Here is a 21,693-nt window from a genome sequence, read left to right on the forward strand (position 1 = left end):
CCTCACATGAAAGGGACCGTCCCCTAGCATAGGGCGCCAGATGAGGCCAGCAAGCCGGCATCAGATCATCCGCATGAAATGATCCTGCTCGAATTCGACGATGTCGTCCTGCGGCACGGCCGAACGGCGGCGGATGTCCTCCACCTCGTCGCGCCTCAGCCGGGCCTTCGGGTCGTCGAACCGGATCTCGGGATCGGGCACGGCCGACAGCAGCAGCCTTGTATAGGGATGCAGCGGATTGTCGATCACCTTGGCAACGCTGCCCCATTCGACGATCTGGCCCGCATACATCACGGCGATGTCCTCGGCGACGTAACGGGCGGTGGCGATGTCATGGGTGATGTAGAGCAGGCCGAGATTCATCTCCTGCTTCATTTCGTTCAGGAGGTTCAACACACCGAGGCGCACCGAGACGTCGAGCATCGAGGTCGGCTCGTCGGCAACGATCACCTCCGGCTTGACGGCCAGGGCGCGCGCGATGATGACGCGTTGGCGCTGACCGCCGGAGAGTTCATGCGGATATTTCGGCGCGACGAGATCGGGATCGAGCCTGACGCGCTGCAGCAGCTCGCGGATCGCGGCGTCGATCTCGGCCCCCTTGATCTCCGGGCGGTGTAGTTTCAGTGGCCGCCTGAGATGATGGGCTATGGTGTGGGCCGGGTTCAGAGAGGCGAAGGGGTCCTGGAAGATCATCTGCACCGAACGGCGGTAACGGGCGATCTCGGCGGATTTCGCCGCTTCGACAGGCCGGCCCTTGTAGAGAATTCGGCCCGATGTCGGCAGATATTCGCGCATCGCCATGCGGGCGCAGGTGGTCTTGCCGCTGCCGGATTCGCCAACCAGCGCCAGCGCCCGGCCGGCATGCAGCGAAAACGAGATGGCGCGCGCCGCATGCACGGCCCCGGAACCGTGACCGAAGGTCTTCGTCACCTGGTCGAGTGCGAGAATGGCGTCTGTCATAACAGCACTCCTCCATGCAGGGAGGGGAAGGAGGCCCAGAGCTTTTTCGTGTAGTCATGCTCAGGCGTCCTGTAGATCGCCTCGGCCGTGCTCTGCTCCACCAGTTGGCCTGATAGCATGATGCCGATCCGGTCGCAGAACTGCACCATCAGCCCGAGATCATGGGTGATGAACAGCACGGAAAAGCCGAAGCTGCGGCGCAATTCGTTGATGCGCTGCAGGATCTCGCGCTGGACGACGACGTCGAGCGCCGTCGTCGGTTCGTCCATGACGACGAGCTTCGGATCGAGCGCCATGCAGATGGCGATGACGATGCGCTGGCGCATGCCGCCGGAAAACTGGTGCGGATAGTCGCGCATGCGATCCGGCGCGATATCGACGAGCGTCAGCATCTCAGCGGTGCGCTCGCGGGCTGCAGCACGGCTCATGCCCTTGTGGGTGCGCAGCATGTCGTAGAATTGCGCCTCGATGCGCAGCACCGGGTTCAGCGAGTTCATGGCGCTCTGGAAGACCATGGCGACCTCGCGCCAGCGGAACGCACTGAGCGCCTGCCGGTCGAGGCCGAGCACGTCGCGCCCGTCGAGCAGGATGCGGCTCTCCTTGCGGATCAGCGCCGGCGGTTTGTGCAGGCGGCTGATGGCAAACGCGATGGTGCTCTTGCCGCAGCCGGATTCGCCGGCAAGGCCGAAGACCTCGCCGGGCGCGACATCGAAGCTGACATCGTTGACGGCGCGGAAATCCTTCTCCTCGCCGATATAGTCGATGGTGAGGTTCCTCACAGAGAGCAGCGGCTGCGTCACAGGCGGCCCTCCCCGGAGCGGACGAGCAGGGCCCAGCGCTTCAGATGATTGCCGGTGCGCAGCCGTGGATTGGCGATTTCGTCGACGGCGAAATTCAAGAGCGACATGCCGATGCCGAGGAAGGCGAGTGCGAAGCAGGGGGTGAGGATATCCCACCAGGCGCCGACCGAAAGGGCCGAGGCCTTCTGCGCATTATAGAGCATCGTGCCCCAGGAGATCGCTCTCGGATCGCCGAGGCCGAGGAACTCGAGCGTCGCCTCGGTGATGATCGCGAAGATGACGCTGCCGATGAAATTGATGCCGACGATTGAAATCACGTTGGGAAAGATCTCGAATGTCATGATGCGCCATTGCGGCTCGCCCATCATCTCGGCCGATTTGACGAAATCCTTCTGCTTGACGGAGAGCGTTTCGGCGCGGGTGACGCGTGCGCCCCAGGCCCAGGAGGTGGCGCCGAGGATAAGGGCGATGACGAGGGGGCTTGCCTGGCCGATGAAGGCCGCAAGCACGAGCAGCAGCGGCAGGTTCGGAACGACCAGCACCATATTGGTGAAGAAGCTGATGATCTCGTCGGTCTTGCCGCCGCGATAGCCGGAGATGATGCCGAGCGCGGTACCGACGAGGGTGATCAGCAGGCCGGCGCCGAAGCCGACCGCAAGCGAGGTGCGGGCACCGTAGATCAGCCGGGCAAAGACATCCTGGCCGATGCGCGTGGTGCCGAGAATATGATCGAGCGACGGAGCCTGATGCGGCCGCCCGGTGCGGGCGGCGGGATCGTACTGCGTCAGCAGGGGCGCTGCGATCGCGACGAGGACGATGAAGGCGATGATGACGAGACCGGTGAGCGCCTTGCGGTTTCGAAGCAGGGTCTTCATCTCACGCTCCCTTCAGCCGCGGGTCGAGCAGCACATAGCTGACGTCGACGATGAAGTTGGCGATCAGCATGGTCGCGGTCATGATGAGCAACTGGCCCTGGATGACGGGATAATCGCGGGCGAGGATCGCCTGGTAGAGAATGTTGCCGAGGCCGGGGTAATTATAGACGACCTCCGTCACCAGCGAGCCGCCGAGGATGGTGCCGATGGCGATGGCAAGGCTGGAGACAGTTGGCAATAGGGCGTTGCGGGCTGCGTACCAGAGCATCACATGCCGATCCGAGAGGCCCTTGGCACGGGCCATGACGATATAGTCCTCGCCGAGCAGGTTGATCATGTTGTTGCGCATGGTGACGGTGAAGCCGCCGATCAGCACGGTGCAGAGCGTCACCATCGGCAGGATGCCGTGATAGGCGAGGCTGCCGATATATTGCAGGCTGAAGGCCGGATCGAGCGATGGGTCGGCGGCATAACCATTCGGAAACCAGCCGAGCGTGAAGCCGAAGATGAAGAGCACGATCAGCGAGGTGACGACGGCCGGCACCGAAGTCGCGAAGATCGCGCCGACGGAGACGATGACATCGAACTTGCTGCCGCGGCGCCAGGCGGCGACGATGCCGAGAAAGGTGCCGAGCGCGAAGCTGACGATCGTCGCCGTGCCCATCAGGCCGACGGTCCAGACCAGCGCCTGACCGAGCACCGAGGTGACCGGCAGCGGGAAATATTTGATCGAGCGGCCGAGATCGCCGGTGAAGATGCTGCCGAGATAGGTGAGGTATTGTTGCCAGAGCGGGCCGTCGACGAAGCCGAAGGTGAGTTTCAGCGCCTGCAGGCTTTCCGGCGGCAATTCGGTGCCGGCGCTGGAGAACATGATCTGCACCGGATCACCCGGCATCAGACGCGGCAGGAAGAAATTGATCGTCGCTGCCGCGATGAAGGCTGCCATGTAGAAGACGAGGCGGCGAAGCAGAAAGGCCATGGGGACTCCGTCCTGACGGAGCGGCGCTTTACGCCGCTCCCGAGGATTGCGGTGCTTACTTGACCGGCTCGAGGGCCAGCAGGTTCAGCAGGCGTGCCGGGTTGGTCCGGGAGATCGACGGATTGACGAAGGGGTTTTCCTTGGTCGACCAGCCGGTGAAGCGCTTGGTGTTGTATTGATACCAGTTCGGATTGTTGAACACCGGAATGACAGGCATGTTTTCGGCGACGATGCGTTGCGCCTTGTTCATCGCGTCCTTCTGCTTGGCAAGGTCGGCGGTATGGGTGAACTCGGTGACGAGTTTTTCGACCTCTGGATTGAACCAGCGCTGGGCGGTGAAGCGGGTCTTGCCCTTGTCCGAAGCGCTGAAGGCGCGCTTGTAGGGGTAATAGGGCGAGGCCGATGCCGGCAGGCTGTTGATCGCCGCATCGAAGGTGCCGTTGATGAGGTTGCCGGTCCAGACGGCTTCCTCCGGCGTTTCGATCTTGGCGTCGATGCCGACCGCCTGCATGCCTTCGACGGCGAGGTTGACGGTGTCGATCCAGTCCGTCCAGGCGCTGGGGACGATGATCGAGAAGGAGATCTTGGTGCCGTCGGGATTGTCGCGGAAACCGTCGCCGTCCTTGTCCTTGTAGCCCGCCTCGTCGAGCAGGGCCTTGGCGGCATCGGCATCATAGGTTGCGAACTTGCCGAAGTCGGCCTTGACGGACGGGTCCGCCCAGCTCTTGTAAAGCTCACCCATCAGGCCGGGGTCTTCGTTCAGTGTCGGATAGCCGTAGCCGGCGACGTCGATCATCGTCTTGCGGTCGAGCGCCATCGAGACGGCACGGCGGAACTTCAGGTCGTTGAAGGCCTTCTTGTTGTTCTCGTTTGCCGTTTCCAGGTTGAACAGGAAGGCGACCATGCTGCTCGGTGAATACCAATAGTGGAAATGCGCCGGATCCTTGGAGACATAGACATTGTCGATATCGGGAATGAAGGACACGCCCCAGTCGAGCGTGCCATCGGCCGTTGCGGTCAGCATCTGGTTGTTGTCGGCAAGCTGCGGGAAGCGAATGCAATCGACCTTCAGATGGGCGTTGTCCCAATAGTGCGGGTTGCGGCACTGGTCATAGGTCTGGCCGGTGAAGCGCGGCACTTCCGTCAGCGGGCCGCTGCCGACCGGGGTTTCGTTGGCGAAGGTGACCGGGTCGGAGATGTCCTTCCAGACATGTTCCGGGACGATCGGCAACTGTGAGATCTGCTCGGCGGCAAGCGAGCTCGGATTGGCGAGGGTGAAGCGCACCGTCTGACCGTCGATGGCCTTGATATCGGTGACGAAGGTCCAGATGCTGACGAAGTCGAGCGCCGGGAATTTCTTCAGGTAATCATAGGTGAACTTGACGTCGGCTGCCGTCAGCGGCTTACCGTCAGACCATTTCAGGTCCGAGCGCAGCTTGAATTCGATGCTCTTCAGATCATCGGAGAGCTTGAAGCTTTCGGCCAGGCGATAGACCGGCTTGTTGCTGTCGAAGCGGTTGAAGATGACCAGCGGCTCGTAGATGAAATCGAGCGTCGACTGGCGCGCCGAGGTCTGGTTGAACGGGTTGAAGTTGCGAACCCAGGTCGTCGCCGGTTCGATATTCGCCGTCAGCACCGTTTGCGCCATGGCGGATCCGGAAAGCAGGGTGAGTGCTGCGGCTGCAAGAAGATATTTCTTCATATTTTATTCCCCTTTTCTTATGCGGTGAGAGATGAGGTGCCGGTCAGGAGACCAGCGCGCTTGCAAACATGTCTTCGACTTCAGCATGGGCGGCGCGGAAGTCGATCTTGAGATTGCCGAGGCGGGCCTTGCCGGCGTCGATCCGCTTCAAGGCAGCTTCCGTCAGCGGACGGGCGGCCTTGGCGGCGGCTTCGCTTTCCGGAATGTCGCCGTGGCTGTGGAGCGCGATGTCGAAGCCTGCGTCGAGCACCTGTTTGACGCGCTCCGGCAGGGTGCCGGAGAGCGACTCCATGAAGATGCAGTCGGAAATCAGCACGCCGTCATAGCCCATGTCGTTGCGGATCACGTCGTGCATAACAGGCGAGACGGACGCCGGCAGCTCCGCGTCATAGGCCGAATAGACGACATGGGCGACCATCGCCCAGGGCGTATCCTTCAGCGCCACGAAGGGCTTGAAATCGGTGGCGGTAAGCATCTCGCGACTGGCATTGACCACCGGACGCTCCTTGTGGGAGTCGAGCGTCGCACGGCCATGGCCGGGAATGTGCTTGATGACAGGCATGTTGCCGGTCTCGAGCAGGCCATCGACCACCTCCCGGCCGAGGGCAGCGATGAAATCGGGATCAGGGCCGAAGGAGCGGGCGCCGATGACCGCGCTCGTCGTCTCGAAGACGAGGTCGAGAACGGGCGAGCAGCCGCTGGAAAGGCCGAGTTCCGTCATCATCGCGCCCATGGCCTGGGAGGAAAGGCGCAGTGCTTTTTTGCCGAGATCGAAATCGCGGCGCGCAAGTTCGGCAAACTGGCCGAAGCTGCGGAAGAGCGGCCAGGGGCCGGCATCGAGATGCTGAACGCGGCCGCCTTCCTGGTCGGTGAAGACAGGCGCGTCATCGCGGCCCACAGCTTCGCGGAAGCGGTCGATCAGCCGCCTCGTCTGCTCCGGCTCGCGCTGATTGCGTCGGCCGACGAAGAGGCCGAGCGGATTGGTTTCGCGAAAGAGGGCGAATTCATCATCCGAAATAGTGGGATTCGGAAGGCCGACGAAAAGGGCGAGCGGGGTCGAGGACAATTCTGGTGCTCCGGGATCAGATGGTCATTTCGGCGTGCTTCTCAGCATGCCTTCGTAAATGCCCTTGTCGGGGGCGGGGATGACGGTTGCGCCTGCGGTCCTGGCGTAGAAATCGACGGGACCGGCATCGCCGATGAAGGCATAGGCGTGGCCGAGCGTCTTCATGGTCTGAAGGCAGGCGGAAAAGAGGGCGAGCCCGATGCTCTTGCCGCGCGCTTGCGGGTCGACGCCGGTCGGGCCGAAGAAGCCGTGCGCCGTCGTGTCATAGCAGGCAAAGCCGAGCAGCTTGCCGCCGTCGACGGCGATCAGGCAGGCAACGGGCTGGCGGGAGAAGGCGACCGCGACTTCGCTTGCCCAGTTTTCGCTGAACCGTTCGCGAACCCAGCTGATGACGAGATGCAGTTCCGGGGGGTGCGCCGGGCGGATAGAGACGCCGACATCGTCGGCTTTGCGTTTCAGGTCGGCGAGCTCCGTGGAATATAGGCTCACAAGCAGGTCTGGCACCCGTCACTCCTCCAGTTGTTCCTTTATTGCGGAATATATCCCCTTTTAGTGTCATAGACTTGGCCATCTGACCGGGCTTGTCAACAAGGTTTTTCAGACGGCCAGAGGCACGACCCGCCGCTCCCCGCAGTTTCAACGCAGGTAGGTGCCGAACGCAAAAACGGCCCGGGAAGGCCGGGCCGTTGTCGATTGGCGGAGTATTGGTGGAGCGAGCGCCTATTCGCCGTCTTTCCAAAGCGCATGAAAATGCTGCACCGGGCCGTGGCCGGAGCCGACGGTGAGGTGTCCTGATGCCGCGACCGCGCCGGCAAGATATTCCTTGGCGATGGCGACGGCCTCCCGCGCCGAGGCGCCCTTGGCGAGCTCGGCCGCCAGCGCGCTGGAGAGGGTGCAGCCGGTGCCGTGGGTGTTCTTGGTCGGCACGCGCCTGGCTTCGAACCAGTGCAGGCCGGCGGCCGTGGCAAGCACGTCAGGGCTCTCGTTGCTGTCGAGATGGCCGCCCTTGACCAGTACCGCGGCCGGGCCAAGCGCCACCAGGCGTTCGGCCTGCGCCGCCATCTCAGCACGGTTTGTCGCGACCGGCTGGTGCAGCAGGGCGGCGGCTTCGGGCAGGTTCGGGGTCAGTAATGTGGCAAGCGGCAGCAGCCGGCAGGTCAGCACGTCGACCGCTTCGGGCGCGAGCAGGGCGGCTCCACCCTTGGCGATCATGACAGGGTCGATGACGATCGGCATGTCGCGATGGTCTGTCAGCGCGCCGGCAACGGCGTCGGCGATGCCGGCATTGGCGATCATGCCGATCTTGACGGCGTCGACGCGGACATCGGCAAAGACGGCATTGATCTGGTCGGCGACGAATTGCGGCGGCACCAGATGCACGCCGCTGACACCTTGCGTGTTCTGCGCCGTCAGTGCGGTCAGCACCGCCATGCCGTAGACACCGCGGGCGGAAAAGGCCTTGAGATCGGCTTGGATGCCTGCGCCGCCCGAGGGATCGGAGCCGGCGATGGAGAGTACGTTGCGGATCATGCGCGGGCCTTTCGAATTTCTGCAGCGATGCGGCGCGTGGCCGCTTCGGGGTCGGGCGTGCCGCAGATGGCGGAGACGACGGCAAGCCCCTTGGCGCCTGCGGCAAACACCTGGGCGACATGATCGGCCTTCAGCCCGCCGATCGCGACCGATGGTACTGGCGAGGCCTTTACCAGCCTTGCAAGTCCGTCAAAGCCGATCGGCTGCTTGTGATCGGCCTTGGTCGGTGTCGCAAACACCGGCCCGACGCCGGTGTAATCGACGAGACCAGGATCGACCGCGTTAGCAAGCGTCTCGCTCTCGACCGAAAGGCCGAGGATCATCTCGGGGCCGACCATCGCACGCGCTCTCATCGCATCCATGTCTTCCTGGCCGATATGCAGGCCGTTGGCGCCGATGGCGATTGCCGCCTCGACGTCATCGTTGACGATGAGGAGGGCGCCGGTCCCATCCAGCGCCTGTTTCAGGGCGCGGCCGGTCTCGATCATCCTGATGGTGCCGGCATGTTTGTCGCGCAGCTGCACCATGGTCGCGCCGCCGGCAACGGCAAGGCGCGCGGTCTCGACCATGCCGATCCCGGCGCAGAGATCGGGGTCGAGAACGAGATAGAGCGAAAGGTCGAAAGCCTTCATGCGGCTGATATCCTTGCCCTGGCGTCAAGCGTTTCGGCGTCGAGCGCGGCCAGCGCATCGAGAAAACGCCAGGAGAAAGAGCCCGGGCCGGCGGCCCCAAGGGCCGCTTCCTCGCCGGCGATGGCGAAGGTTGCAAGTGCAGCAACCGTCGCGCCGAAGATATCCTCAGGCGCCGTCGCGGCAAAGGCGCCGACGAGGCAGGTGAGCGAGCAGCCGAGTGCTGTGACCTGCGGCATCAAAGCCGATCCGCCTGCGATGCGCACGGCCCGCTCGCCGTCGGTGACGAAATCCACGGCACCGGTAACGGCGACCACCGCCTGCTGCCGCTCGGCCAGCCATCGCGCCGAACCTTCCGCCTGTTCGACTGGGTCGCGGCTGTCAACGCCCTGGCCGCGGCTCTCTCCGCCGGCAAGCGCAATGATCTCGGACGCGTTGCCGCGGATGATGGTTGGACGCAGCGCCAGCAGTTCGGCGACGGCGTTGCGGCGGAAGGCCGTCGCATAATGCGCGACCGGATCGAGCACCCAGGGCCTGCCGGCGGATGTCGCCGCCTTTGCCGCGGCCTGCATGCCGTCGATCCATTGCGCCGACAGCGTGCCGATATTGATTGTCAGCGAGCTGGCGATCCCAGCGAATTCGCCGGCTTCTTCCGCGGCATGCACCATGGCGGGCGAGGCGCCGGCGGCGAGCAGAACGTTCGCGGCGATATTCATGGCGACGTAATTGGTGATGCACTGAACGAGCGGCGGCTTTTCGCGCATCGCCTTCAGCATCGCTCCTGGTGTGGTCTTCATCTGCATATGGCCCCTTTCAGGCGGGGCAGGCACGGGGCGGTTCAAGCGGCAGAGCCCAACCCCGAGCGACTCCCTCCGCCGGCATTATCCGGTTCAGGTTCGAAGGGTGCTTCTCAGCCCGTCTGTCGACGGGCGCCCCTGTCTCTCATCGCGCTCTTTTTCGCAGAGAACGGGGCTGATGTCATCCCGAAAATGACATTCCGCGACCGAGCGCGGCCGAGCCATCGACGATGGCCGGATGATCAGCCGACGATCTTGCCAGCCAAAGAGCGTGGACGAGTCGGGTCCTGGCCAGCGGCGTTACGCAGATACTATGCCGGCCTTCGCCGTGCGCGCCCTCTCTTTTCGACGAAGAATAACTGCGGACAATCATGCGTGTAATCTATCTGACATACAGCTTGGGATTTGCGAATAACGCAACGCCAACTTGATCTTCCGGAGTTTCGGTGTCTAGCCGGCAGGGATGCTGCTGCCGGACAATGCTCTTCTTTGCGGAACAAGCGGTCTTCTTCATACGGACCTTCATTGATTTCAGATTGTACCCGTTTGTTCATCTTTTACGTTCACCCACCACATTTTCAATGCAGGCGAGCAGATGGAAAGCTCCGCGTAAGTTGCGTATTGTCTGATTGTATGTGTCGTTTCAGTACCATGAAGTTCTCAATTTACCGCCGGCCTCCTGACAAGAAGCCGGCAAATAAAGAGATTTATCTGCTGAAACCCGATGTAACTATCTAACAGAAACTTTACCGTTCCGACACGTTAAGGTTGACCCGATGATCGATGGTAGCGATATGGTTCTGCACGTGAATAAAAACTTCTTGAAGTTGCAATTTTGATGGGTAAATTTTCAGAAAACGGCATGAAGGGCGGCCTTCGTACCATCGCTTCCCTCCTGATATTCATTGGCTGCGCCAGCCCCTCCTTTTCGCAATCTCCTGATGCGGCGGTTCAAGGACAGGATCCTGTCCCGGCCCTGAAATCCCAGAAATTCGACGACTGGTATTATCGCTGCACCGGTTCGGCAGGCACGGAGGCCTGCGAAGTCGCACAGGTTGCGCAAGTCACCAAAGACGGCAAACCCGTCAATATCCTGACGGTGGCGATCGCCGCCTCGCCGGTCAGTTCCACCGACAAGGGCAAGGGCAAGGGTGACAAGGGCAAGCCGCGGCTGATGCTGACCGCCCTTCTGCCGCTCAACGTCTTCCTGCCCTCCGGCCTGTCGATCAAGGCCGACGGCAAGCCGGTCGCCAAACTCGATTACCGCAATTGCAACCAGTCCGGATGCTGGGCGCAGCAGGCACTGGATACGAAGATGGCCGCGGCGTTGACGAAGGGCTCGAGCGCCGAAGGGCTGGTGCGACTGATGAACGGCCAGGACGTCAATATCCGCTTCTCGCTGAAAGGGCTGAAACCGGCCCTCGACGAACTCCAGTCCACTGCCGTGAAGTAGCCGAATTTCAAAATGACCGCAGAGATTCGATCCTTCTTGGTCGCCGGCGCCGTCCTCGTAATCGGTGCCATCCCCGCATATGCACAATCGCCGGCCGACGATTTTAGCCGCCGCCAGGAAGAGCAGACGCAGTCGCAGCGGCTGGATGCGCTTCGCCGCGCAACACCGGGCGGCAGCACGGATGGGGAAAACGGGACTTTGCCCGCGGGTCCCGGAAATGGCGCCTGTTTCGACATCATGCGCGTCGAGATCGATGGGGCAACCCTGCTCTCGGCGCAGGATATCGGCAAGGTGACCGCACCTTACGGCAACCGATGCGTCGGCCTTGCCGAAATCAACGCGGTGCTGAGGGATGTCACGCACCTCTATATCGATCATGGCTATGTGACCTCGCGCGCCTATGTGCCGCAGCAGGATATTCGCAAGACCAGGATCCTTCGCCTGCTCGTCGTCGAAGGCACGCTCTCGGACATTTATCTCAATGGTCAGAAAGTCGCCGGCAGCGGTTCGCTGGCGACAGCCTTTCCGGGCCTGATCGGCCGGGTCGTCAATATCCGCGATATCGAGCAGGGGCTCGACCAGATGAACCGGCTGCAGGCCAACGACGCCAAATCCGCCATGCTGCCCGGCCCCAAGGACGGAACGTCGATCCTGAACATCGAAAACCGTCCGGGCCGGCCCTGGCATGTCGCCTTCGGCAACAACAATATGGGACAGGAAAGCACCGGTTTTTCCAGGAGCTCGGCCTCGCTCGGCTTCGACGATTTGCTCGATATCAACGACCAGTGGAACTTTTCATACGAGCATAGCGGTCCGAACTATCCCTGGAGCAATGACGGACGGGGATATGGCAACAGCTATTCCGGCAGCGTCAGCGTCCCCTACGGCTACTCCACCGTGTCGCTGAACGGCTCCTGGTACCAATATGAAAGTGCGGTCGAAGGAAACTTCCAATCGCTGGAAACTTCGGGCAATTCGGGGCAGGCGGGTCTCGGCATCGATCGCGTTGTCTTGCGCGACAAGGATTCGATCACCACCGTCCGCAGCAGCCTGACCTACAAGCAGACCAACAACTTCCTGCTCGGCAACCTGATCGAGGTCGGCAGCCGCCGATATACGGTCGGCGAGATCGGCATTTCCCATTCCCGCCGCATGTTCGGCGGCATCTGGGTGTTCGACGCCAGCTATGACAAGGGGCTCGGTCTCTTCGATGCCGTGGAACCAGGGGATCCCGGCGCCGGCAATGCCGATCCGCGATTTGCGAAATTCAACACGACGATCAGCGTGACGCAGCCGTTCACGCTGGCCGGTCGGCAGTTCGAGCTGACCTCGCTGCTCAGCGGTCAATATTCCCCCGACAATCTCCTTGGCGCGGAGCAGATCTCGCTTGGCAGCTACAGCAATGTCCGCGGCACACGCGAAAGCGTGCTCTTCGGCAATAACGGCCTCTTCAGCCATAACGAAATCGTCTGGAGAACGGGGTCCAACCAAAGCGGCGGCGCGGCTGCGAAGGCGCTCGGTGAGCTGCGCCCTTATCTCGGCTTCGATTACGGGCACGTCTATTCGCAAAAACGCTTCGACATGACGGGCGGCGATCTCGCCAGTTGGACGGCCGGTATCCGCGCTGTCGGCGGCAATATCAGCGCCGACATCGGCTATTCCGACATCGTTGCCAGCAGCCTCGACCACGTCGACGGCGGCCTCTTTTATTTCAGCGCATCGGCTCATTGGTAACGAAGCAAGAAGCGAGATGTCCCTCTCCATCAGCTTCGAGAAGTTCGGAGTAATAGCCGGCCAGGACTGCTGCACCGCGATAAATGATGGTGTTTTCTTCGGATTGCATTTACCTCAAGCACAGGCGCAAGTTGACCATGACTATCAATTGTGGTCTCGCTCCTGCCAAAAATTACAACCGAGGCGGGATTTATCCGCTTATGGATTCAGGTGGCGGAAGGCAGTAATGGGCGCAGTGTTGGGTAAGTCGACGACGGCAACAAGGGGCGTCGCCGGAGCCAATGGAAGATTTGTTGGCAAGATTGCACGTTTTTCCCGGCAATCCCTCGCGCTCCTGCTCAGCAGCCTGCTGGTCTTCCAGCCGATGCTCGCCAATGCGCAGTCGGTCTCGGCAGGCACCACGGCCCCTGCGGCCAACCAGCCGGGCTTCGGCACGGCGCCGAACGGCGTGCCGCTCATCGACATCGTCACGCCGAACAGCAAGGGCCTGTCGCATAACAAATACGACAATTTCAACGTCGGCACGCCGGGCCTCATCCTCAACAACTTTAAGGGCGAGATCGGCAACTCCAATCTCGGCGGCGTCACGCCGGGCAATGCCAATCTCAACACATCAGGCCCGGCATCGGTCATCCTCAACGAGGTCATCAGCGGCAACCGCTCGGCCTTGAACGGCCCGATCGAGGTGTTCGGCGGGCGAGCCGATGTCGTCATCGCCAACCCGAACGGCATCACCTGCGACGGATGCGGCTTCATCAACACCCCGCATGCGACGCTGACGACCGGTGTTCCCGATATCGGCGCCGATGGCGCGCTGAAGGGCTTCACCGTCAACGGCGGTGATGTCACCATCGGCTCCAAGGGCGCTAACCTTGCCGCCGGTGCCGGCAGCGTCGACCTTTTCGATGTCGTCTCCCGTGCGGTCAAGATCGACGGCGCCATTTACGGCAACGATATTCGCGTGACCGCCGGGCGCAACAAATTCGACTACGCGACAGGCAATGCGACGGCGCTGTCCGCGACGTCAGGGACGCCACAATACGCCATCGATGGTTCGGCACTCGGCGCGATGCAAGCCGGCCGCATCAAGATAGTCGTCACCGAAAACGGCGCCGGCGTGCGCATGAGCGGTAATCTAGCCGCCAACACCAACGAGCTGTCATTGTCGGCCGACGGCAAGATCTCGCTCGGCAACGTCTCCGGCGAGCAGGGCGTGTCGATCTCCTCGAAGGCGAAGGTGACGGCCGCCAAGGTCACGTCGAAAGCAAAGGTCGCCGTTCAGGCGGATCAGGGCATCACCCTCGATACCGTCGCCGCCGATGGCGATATCGTGCTTTCTAGCGGCAGCGGGTTGTTGAGTGTCGGCGGCGAGGTCAACAGCGCGGCCAACGTCCTGATGTCGTCGGCCGCCGGCATTGCGGCCGGCAGCGTCGTGGCCGGCAATGCGCTCGCCCTGTCCGCCACCTCGGGCGACATCCAGGTTGCCGGCGCCGTCAACGGCGCCGACGCGCTGACGATCACGGCGACATCGGGCTCGATCTCTGCCGCCTCGCTTGTCAGCGGCAACAATCTCACCCTATCCGCCGGCGCCGACATCGCCATATCGGGCGATATGCTCGCTGAGGGCAACGTCACGGCTTCAGGCCGCTCGATCGCAGCCGCGACCGTCGCCTCGGGCGTCGATCTCGCCGCCACCGCCCAATCGGCCAACGGCACGTTGATGCTGCAGCAGACAGGCAGCATGAGCCTTACCGCGACGAACGGCTCTATCACCGCCGGCAACGCGCTGCTGAGCAGCGGCGCTCTTTCGGCCACGGCGACGCAGAACATCGCCTATGGCCAGCTCCAGAGCCTGAGTACTGCAACGCTCACGGCCGCGGGTCAGATCAGCTACGGCAATCCCACCAGCGCCACAGGCAACCTGACGCTCACCACCACCAATATCGATCTCTCCAATGGCGCAGCCAGCAACATCACCGCCGGCGGCACGCTGACGCTCAATGCCAATAGCGCCAATCTCAGCAACAACAGCATCACACTCGGGGGCCTCGCCCTCAATCTCTCAGGCACGGCCAATCTCAGCGGCGCCACCATCAACGCCGTCACCAGTGCCGGCGGTTCGGGCGACATCGACATCAACGCCGGCGGCCTCTCCACCTCGGTCAGCACCGCGCTGCTCGCCGCCGACGACCTGACGCTGACGCTGCCGTCTCTCACCAATGCTGGCCAATTGGCCGCCGGCGACGATCTGACGCTCAACATTTCCGGCAATTTCACCAACAGCGCCACGGGCCTTGCCTATGCCGGCCACGACGCGGGCCTATTCATCGGCGGGGTGCTCACCAACAATCAAGGCGCCATCCTCGCCGGCAACGATCTTGAGATTGCCGGGACGACATCAGGACAAAGGAACGCTAAAGTCACCAATATTTCCGGTCTGATCCAAGCCGGAAACGACATATCCATCCTCACCAGCAATCTGACCAACGAGCGGGCTACCGCGCCGCAGTGGACGACCGGGACGCTGGTTTCGTCAGGCGTCGTCAGCGGCTTTACGCTCAATCCCGTCGCCGCCGGCCTGCCTTTCGGCTACCTCGAGACCGCAGATCAGAACATGTACCAGCTCTATGCCGGCGTCGATCCGGGGCTGTGGCAGGATTATCAGCCGCTGCTCTGGTCGAAGGCGACGCTTGCCGACGGCACGACCTATCGTGCATGGACCTGGATCTCGGCCGACGGACCGGAGAAGGTCGAGCCAATCATCGACTGGATCCGGGATCGGGTACCGAGGGACGCGAATGGCAATCCCGTTGTCGATCCCAACAATCCGTCGCGCTATTTCATCGTCGACGAGGTGAATTTCAGCGGCTCGGACGAAAGCACCACCTATTCATGGGATTGGTCGTCCCATCTCAGCCAGTCGGTCTACGAAGACAGGCTGGTCGGCACGCTCAGCCCGGAAGCGACGATCCGGGCGGGCCGCAACCTGACCATCGACGCCACCAATCTCAGCAATTCCTACAGCTCGATCGAGGCCGGCGGCGACGCGACGCTGCGGGGCTCGACGCTGACCAATGAGGGCGTCACCCTCTTTCGCACGACGACGACGACCTGCCATGCCCAGGGCGCCTGCACGGCCTATGATGCCAGCGGCAATGCCAATCCCTCGAAGAACATCGCCAACGGCACGACGATCGTCAGCTCCGTCCAGGCGATCGGCGGCGTATCGGCCAATATCAAGGCCGGCGGCGCGCTCTCCGTCAATTACAGCAGCGTCAACAACACGTCTGCGGCCGGCTCGATGGCCGGCGGCGCCAGCGTGGCCGCCGCAAGCAATCCCGGCGATCCGTTGTCGGCGCTCTCCGGCCTGACCGCCGGCGGCGCGCTGTTCACCGTCAATGCGGGCCTCGGCACCGCCCTTGTAGCTTCGACCAACCCGCAATCGGGCGGCTTCGGCGGCAATATAGCCGGACAGACCTTCCTGTTCGAAACCCGCGCAGCCTACCTCGATGTCGGCACCTTCTATGGCTCCGGCTATTTCATGGACAAAATCGGCTACCAACCGGACACCACGATTCCTTTCCTCGGCGACGCTTACTTCGAGAATCAGCTGATTGAAAAGCAGATCCAGCAGCTTGCTGGCCAGGGCCTGGGGCCGGGTTCTTTCATCCCCGGCAGCGATGCCACCGAGCAGGTCAAGACGCTGCTCGACAATGGCGTCAAGTACGCCAGCGACCACAATCTGCAGGTTGGCCAGGCGCTCACGCCCGAAGCAGTCGCCGCGCTAACGAAGCCGGTCGTCCTCTATCAGAAGCAGGTGGTCAACGGCATCGAGGTTCTGGCGCCGGTCGTCTATCTCCCGAGCACGGCAACGGCGCAGCTGACCGCCTCCGGCGCGCTGATGTCAGGCGCATCGGTCTCCGTTGCGGGCGGCGAGATCAAGAACTCCGGCGCCATGGTCGCCTCCAACGATCTCTCCGTTTCCGGCTCTTCGATTTCTTCGAACGGCGGCACATTCAAGGCCGACAACGACGTCTCGCTGTCCTCCTCGGGTGCGCTGACGCTGACGGCACAATCCATGGATCTCGGCGGCCAGGCCATGGTCAACCCGAATGCCGCGGTCACCGCCGGCGGCAATGCGACACTTGCCGCGGCGACCGACCTAACGCTGAAGGGTGCTGCCGTCAATGCCACAGGCAATGCCTCGCTCACCGGCAAGAATGTGACGCTGGATGCCGTCAAGGTTGACAATGGCGGTCAGCCCGCGATGACCGCAAGCGGTCACACTGAAAACGCCACCGGCAGCCAGGTTGCCAGCGGCGGGGCTCTGTCGATCAAGGCAACCGACAACGTCAACGTCATCGGCAGTTCGGCCAAGGCGGGCACGACGCTCGAGGTGACCGCCGACAACGGTTCGGTAGCCGTGGTCTCGACCGATGTCACCCGCGACAACCAATCCGGCTATACCAGGACCCTCTCCACCGATCAGCAGCAGTCGCAGCTTTCCGCCGGCACGAATGCGACGATCAAGGCCGGCGACGACATCCTGCTCTCCGGCTCCTCCGTCAAGGCCGGCGGCAATGTCGCGCTGAATGCCGGCGACGATATCAACATCACCGCCGCGCAGGAGCATTCCGCATCCACCTTCGGCAAGAAGTCCGCCTCGTCGATCACCCATGTCGGCTCGGAGATATCGGCGGGCGGCGACCTCTCGGTGACGGCAGGCAGCGGCAGCGGCGATCACGATCTCAACATCGTCGGCAGCAAGCTCGCCGCCGATGGCAAGGTCGGTCTCAAGGCTGATGGCGACCTAACGATCGCCGAAGCCACCGACACCGCGACCCTCGACACCAAGCTCAGCATCAAGGGCGGCTTCCTCGGCAGCAGCGAGAAGACGACCACGCATCTGGAAACGACGACGGCCGTCGGTTCCGCCATCACGGGCGGTGGCGGCGTCGACATTGAATCCGGCCAGAACACGGTCATCTCGGCCTCGAGGATCGAAGCCGGCAATGAGGCCGGCACCGCGAACCTGAATATCACCACCAAGGGCGACCTCATCATCGCCTCCGGCAAGGACACCAGTGCCAAGGATGACAATGGCTCGCGAAGCGGCTTCCTGTCCAAAGGCTCGTCCAGCTACAAGAGCTACGACGAAACGACCGTTGCTTCCGAGCTCGGCGCATCCGGCAATATCAGCCTGAACGCCGGCAAGGCGGCGGTGATCGCGGGTTCGCAAGCCTATGCCGACGGTTCCATTTCCGTCGAGGGCGATAGCGTCTCGATCATCGGGGCGCAGGAGTATCATGAGCTGGAGATCGAGCGCAAGAAGTCAGGCCTCGGCGTCGGCTCCAGTGGCGGCTTCATATCGATCTACGGCAGCCAGCAGAATAAGGGCGCCCAGGCCTCGACCATCAATGTCGGCTCAGCGCTTTCCGCCGGCGAGGATGTCAACCTGACGGCCCGAGCAACTGACCTAAACATTATGGGCTCGTCCGTCGATGCCGAGCGCGACATCAACCTGTCGGCAGCGCGCGACGTCAACGTGACGCCTGGCGCAGAAAGCTTCTCGCAGTCTGAGCAGGAGAAGAAGTCCGGCATCGGGCTATCCTTCTCCGCCGGCAATGGCGGCTTCTCCGTCGGCATCGGCGCGCAGACGAGCAAGGACAGCTCGGCGCAGCAATCGGACACCAATGCCACGTCCATGCTCTCGGCCGGCCGCGACCTCAACATCTCCGCCGGCAACAATGTCAACCTTCAGGCCGCCCAGGCCTCGGCCGAGCGTGACGCCAACCTCTTCGCCGCCAACGACATCAATCTTCTCTCGGCCAACAACGTCACCAATTACCAGGAGGTACACGAGAAGACATTCGCCGGCGTGACTCTCTCCGTCTCGAGCCAGTTGGGGAGTGCAGCCCAGAGCATCATGAACGGAGCGGAGCGCCTGTCGGATCCAGGTGGTGTCAACGGGCTGACCAACAGTGCGATTGCCGGTCTCAGCTTCTATCAGGGCATCAAAAACCTTCAGGGTGTCTATGACGGGCTGACCAGCACAGATCCGAACGTCGCAACGGAGCTATCGTTCAACATCGGCATCAACGCCGGCGTCAGCCATCAGGCAAGCAGCTCGTCTTCGTCATCTTCGACGCCCGTCGTGACCGCTATCCGCGCCGGCCGCTCGATCACCATGGAGGCCGAGAACAGTTCGATCACCAGCGACGGCGCGCAGATCGCCGCTGGCTATGACAAGTTTGGCCTGCCCGCTATCTCCGACGATCCGCTGGTGGGCGATATCTTCCTGTCGGCGAAGAACGGCAACATCAATCTCAATGCGGCGACCGGCTCGTCGGATACATCAAGCAAGAACTCATCCTTTAGCGCCGGCGTCGGCGTCAATTTCGGCTGCACCACGAAGACTGGGTGCGAAGCAAGTGTTGGCGCCACTGGCTCCTACGGCAAGGGCGATTCCGACACCATCAGCACCAGCCATACCAACACCCATGTCAACGGTACCGGCGACGTCACCATCCTCACCAACGATCTGGCGCTGAGGGGGGCGACCGTTACCGGCAATTCCGTGGCGGCCGACGTCAGGAACCTGACTGTCGAAAGCCTGGTGGATACGACGAAGGCCCATGCCGACCAACTCAGCCTCTCCGGCCAGATCGGCTTCGGCTCCACCGGCATCTCCGGCGCGACGCAGAAGGCCAGCGGCGATGTGGCCATCGTCGCTGAACAATCCGGCATCCATGCCGGAGTCGGCGGTCTCAATCTCACCGTCGAAAAGCAGACGACGCTCGTCGGCGGCCTGATCACCAGCCAGGCTTCAGCGGAGCCAAACCATTTCGAAACCGGCACGCTCGATGTCGCCGATGTCGATACCCATTCGTCCTGGAAGGCCGACACCTACGGCGGCTCCATAGGCGTTGGCGGCTTGAGCTTCGCGCCCGTCAAGGAAGGAGAGAGTGCAACCGGCAAGGCCTATTCGGCCATCGGCGGCAATATCGGTATCACGATCACTGATCCCGAGCACCAGACGCAGGACATTGGCACGATCCGCCGCGACACTGATAACACCAACACCTCGCTGCCCGGCCTGCCGGACCTGCAGAACATCCTGCGCGATCAGTACAAGACGCAGGCTGATTTGCAAGAAGCGCAGAAGGCCATGGGTGGGCTCGTTGGGGATATAGCCACCGACCTCTACAAACAGGCTGCTCTGAACCAAGACCAAGCTGGAATGGACTACTGGAAGGAAGGTGGTGTTGGCCGCGCGCTGCTGCACGCCATCGGCGGCGGCATTCTCGGTGGCGTCAACGGATGGGAGGGAGCGATTAAAGCTGCTCTAGGCGGCGCCGCGACGACCTTGATGGCGCCGGCCATTGCTGAACTCGTCAAGGGCATGCTCAAGGGAACAAAATACGAAGGAACGCCCGAAGGTGATGCGCTCGCCAAACTGATCGGCGCAACCATTGCCGCTGGTGTGGGCGGAGCTGTGGGTGGAGCTGAAGGTGTTGGATATGCGGCGGCCAACTACCAAAACAATTATCTCAAACATAAGGAGTTGCAGGAACTCTATGAAAAATTCGCAGCCTGCGAAAAAGTGGCCAATCCGGTCGCATGTCGCCAGAGTGCCTGGAACACGGCGATTGTCCAATCGCGCACTAACCTCACTGCACTCAAATTGTGCGGCAATAATCTGAATTGTGTTAGTGAGCATCTGAAGGAAATCAAAGACGGTGACCAGATGCGCGTCCTAATCGGCAATACCGATTGGACGCTGGATCCGAACGCATCACCTATGGCGATCGCAAACACGCTCTACGGATGGCAGAGCGATGTAGAAGGCGAGACTTGGCAATATCTTGCTCAAGTGACCGTGGGCACTCCACTCTTTGGTGAGTTCGAGGGCTTGCTTGCCCGCTCGATTACAACGACTTTGGGCGCCTGCGATTTCCTGTGCATGGATGACATCCGAACTGCCGAGGGATTGGCAGGCGTTAGGCCAAAGATACCAGGAGATTTTGATCCTTCAGACCCGACTCTGGGCATTAAGGGGGATCAGCTTGTTGAAACTTTACCTGTAACGGCTGATGGCAAGACGACCCGTGAGAAAGCCGACAGTTATGAAGAAAATGTGCGAGAAAAATACGATAACGCCACAGCTGAGGAGCGCGAATACCAGACCGTGATTGACGGAAAGATAGTTAATGGTGTTGCGGACGCGGTCACACAAATAGATGGAAAACCGACTGCGGTTGAAGCAAAATATGTCGACAACTGGACGAAATCGATCCGAAATCCATTCGGCAGCATTGGTTCCTGGTCATGGTCGAAGACGGAGCAGGCGAAGGTGCTGGCACAAGCAAAGAAATATTCCCAAGCTTTTGAAGGTGGTGTCATTTACCATACCAATAGCGTTGAATTTGCTAACTATTACTCGAAGGTATTTCTCGCGAACGGAATAACAAACGTAAAATTCTTACTTACTCCCATTAAGTAAAGGAGGCGATATGGCGAGCGAGCTGGATAGACTAGAAAGAATCCTCGGTGGCAAATTTGAGCGACGTGATGCGCGGGCCATTCCCGGCACGCAGTCGGTTGATGGAGTCGAAATCGTCTATTTCTCCGATGATGGAAAAAATAATTTTCGTAAGCAATTTCGAAGTCTCACTTCTTATGTTGACCCAAGGGCAGCAACACGCGGTGGAATGAATGAACGAGGATGTAGGATCACACCGCCGAATGGCCCGTTGTTCCATGCGATTGGATACCACGGTGACGTCGACGGCTGGAGGAAGGACGTCCAAACCGGTGCTAAGGCACGCGGCTTGTTGTTGGCACGTATCGAGGATGGAGATTTTATCGTTTCCGATGGGCGCAGGTTTGCGCTTTCAGAGTGCCAGGTTGAATTTTGTTGAAGCTTGATGCTGATGACAAGCTTCGCTTCATAAATGCCCGCCCGCGGTATCCCTGTCGACGACGTCCTGAGCCGCGTGAGTTCGGCTATGCCCTTTGCCTGCATCGCGCTCGCGGACAGTTCGATGAGCACGAACTCTTCGAGGCCGGTCCAGAATGTTGCAGGCCAACCTTGAGGAGGTCTGGCTGGGTGGGGGTGACCTTGCCCCCAAGTTTTATCCAGTTTTGAGTTCGCTCCAGCGGTTTTTG

General features: G+C 61.6%; 14 protein-coding genes and 1 riboswitch. Of the genes, 4 read left to right on the forward strand and 10 right to left on the reverse strand.

Features of this window, described 5'->3' with window-relative positions; genetic code table 11:
• Window positions 1–60: 60 nt before the first annotated feature.
• The 10 genes from V8P77_RS10025 to thiM all read right to left on the reverse strand — a co-directional run bounded on the left by V8P77_RS10025 (window position 61) and on the right by thiM (window position 9,344).
• On the reverse strand, window positions 61–960 hold the full coding sequence (locus tag V8P77_RS10025; protein WP_335912154.1) for an ABC transporter ATP-binding protein: 900 nt from the start codon (window positions 958–960) through the stop codon (window positions 61–63).
• Window positions 957–1,760 (reverse strand): ABC transporter ATP-binding protein, encoded by an 804-nt coding sequence (locus tag V8P77_RS10030; RefSeq protein ID WP_335912156.1) that lies wholly within the window; start codon window positions 1,758–1,760, stop codon window positions 957–959. Before V8P77_RS10030 ends, V8P77_RS10025 begins: the two co-directional genes overlap by 4 nt.
• Window positions 1,757–2,635: an ABC transporter permease gene (locus V8P77_RS10035; RefSeq protein WP_335912157.1), complete on the reverse strand. Its 879-nt coding sequence runs from the start codon at window positions 2,633–2,635 to the stop codon at window positions 1,757–1,759. Before V8P77_RS10035 ends, V8P77_RS10030 begins: the two co-directional genes overlap by 4 nt.
• A gap of 1 nt (window position 2,636) precedes the next feature.
• Complete coding sequence (locus tag V8P77_RS10040) at window positions 2,637–3,614, reverse strand: ABC transporter permease (protein WP_335912159.1); 978 nt, start codon at window positions 3,612–3,614, stop codon at window positions 2,637–2,639.
• Window positions 3,615–3,669: 55 nt separating this feature from the next.
• Entirely contained in the window at window positions 3,670–5,316 is a 1,647-nt protein-coding gene (locus V8P77_RS10045) for an ABC transporter substrate-binding protein (RefSeq protein WP_335912160.1), read from the reverse strand.
• Window positions 5,317–5,359: 43 nt separating this feature from the next.
• Entirely contained in the window at window positions 5,360–6,382 is a 1,023-nt protein-coding gene (locus tag V8P77_RS10050) for a glycoside hydrolase family 3 N-terminal domain-containing protein (protein WP_335912162.1), read from the reverse strand.
• A 24-nt stretch (window positions 6,383–6,406) separates the two neighbouring features.
• On the reverse strand, window positions 6,407–6,886 hold the full coding sequence (locus V8P77_RS10055; protein WP_335912164.1) for a GNAT family N-acetyltransferase: 480 nt from the start codon (window positions 6,884–6,886) through the stop codon (window positions 6,407–6,409).
• A gap of 216 nt (window positions 6,887–7,102) precedes the next feature.
• Complete coding sequence (gene thiD / locus V8P77_RS10060; RefSeq protein WP_335912166.1) at window positions 7,103–7,912, reverse strand: bifunctional hydroxymethylpyrimidine kinase/phosphomethylpyrimidine kinase; 810 nt, start codon at window positions 7,910–7,912, stop codon at window positions 7,103–7,105.
• Window positions 7,909–8,544 carry a thiamine phosphate synthase gene (thiE, locus tag V8P77_RS10065; RefSeq protein ID WP_335912168.1) on the reverse strand — a complete coding sequence of 212 codons (636 nt, stop codon included), beginning with the start codon at window positions 8,542–8,544 and terminating at the stop codon, window positions 7,909–7,911. Before thiE ends, thiD begins: the two co-directional genes overlap by 4 nt.
• Window positions 8,541–9,344, reverse strand: coding sequence for a hydroxyethylthiazole kinase (thiM, locus tag V8P77_RS10070; protein WP_335912169.1), 804 nt, complete (start codon window positions 9,342–9,344; stop codon window positions 8,541–8,543). The genes thiE and thiM overlap by 4 nt, the downstream gene beginning before the upstream one ends.
• Before the next feature lie 47 nt (window positions 9,345–9,391).
• Window positions 9,392–9,488, reverse strand: a riboswitch (TPP riboswitch).
• 688 nt (window positions 9,489–10,176) lie between these two features.
• On the opposite strand from thiM, the gene V8P77_RS10075 reads away from it, so the two are divergent.
• From V8P77_RS10075 to V8P77_RS10090, 4 genes are all read left to right on the forward strand, one after another.
• The gene (locus V8P77_RS10075) at window positions 10,177–10,791 is read left to right on the forward strand and encodes an invasion associated locus B family protein (protein ID WP_335912171.1); all 615 of its coding nucleotides are present in this window, start codon (window positions 10,177–10,179) and stop codon (window positions 10,789–10,791) included.
• A 12-nt stretch (window positions 10,792–10,803) separates the two neighbouring features.
• A complete protein-coding gene (locus V8P77_RS10080; protein ID WP_335912172.1) occupies window positions 10,804–12,525 on the forward strand; it encodes a ShlB/FhaC/HecB family hemolysin secretion/activation protein in 1,722 nt (573 codons plus the stop codon).
• A 226-nt stretch (window positions 12,526–12,751) separates the two neighbouring features.
• Window positions 12,752–21,028, forward strand: a complete 8,277-nt coding sequence (locus tag V8P77_RS10085) for a hemagglutinin repeat-containing protein (RefSeq protein ID WP_335912173.1) — start codon at window positions 12,752–12,754, stop codon at window positions 21,026–21,028.
• Window positions 21,029–21,038: 10 nt separating this feature from the next.
• On the forward strand, window positions 21,039–21,446 hold the full coding sequence (locus V8P77_RS10090; protein ID WP_335912175.1) for a hypothetical protein: 408 nt from the start codon (window positions 21,039–21,041) through the stop codon (window positions 21,444–21,446).
• Window positions 21,447–21,693: the final 247 nt, after the last annotated feature.

Source organism: Rhizobium aouanii, from assembly GCF_037002925.1.
GTDB classification, from domain to species: Bacteria; Pseudomonadota; Alphaproteobacteria; order Rhizobiales; family Rhizobiaceae; genus Rhizobium; species Rhizobium aouanii.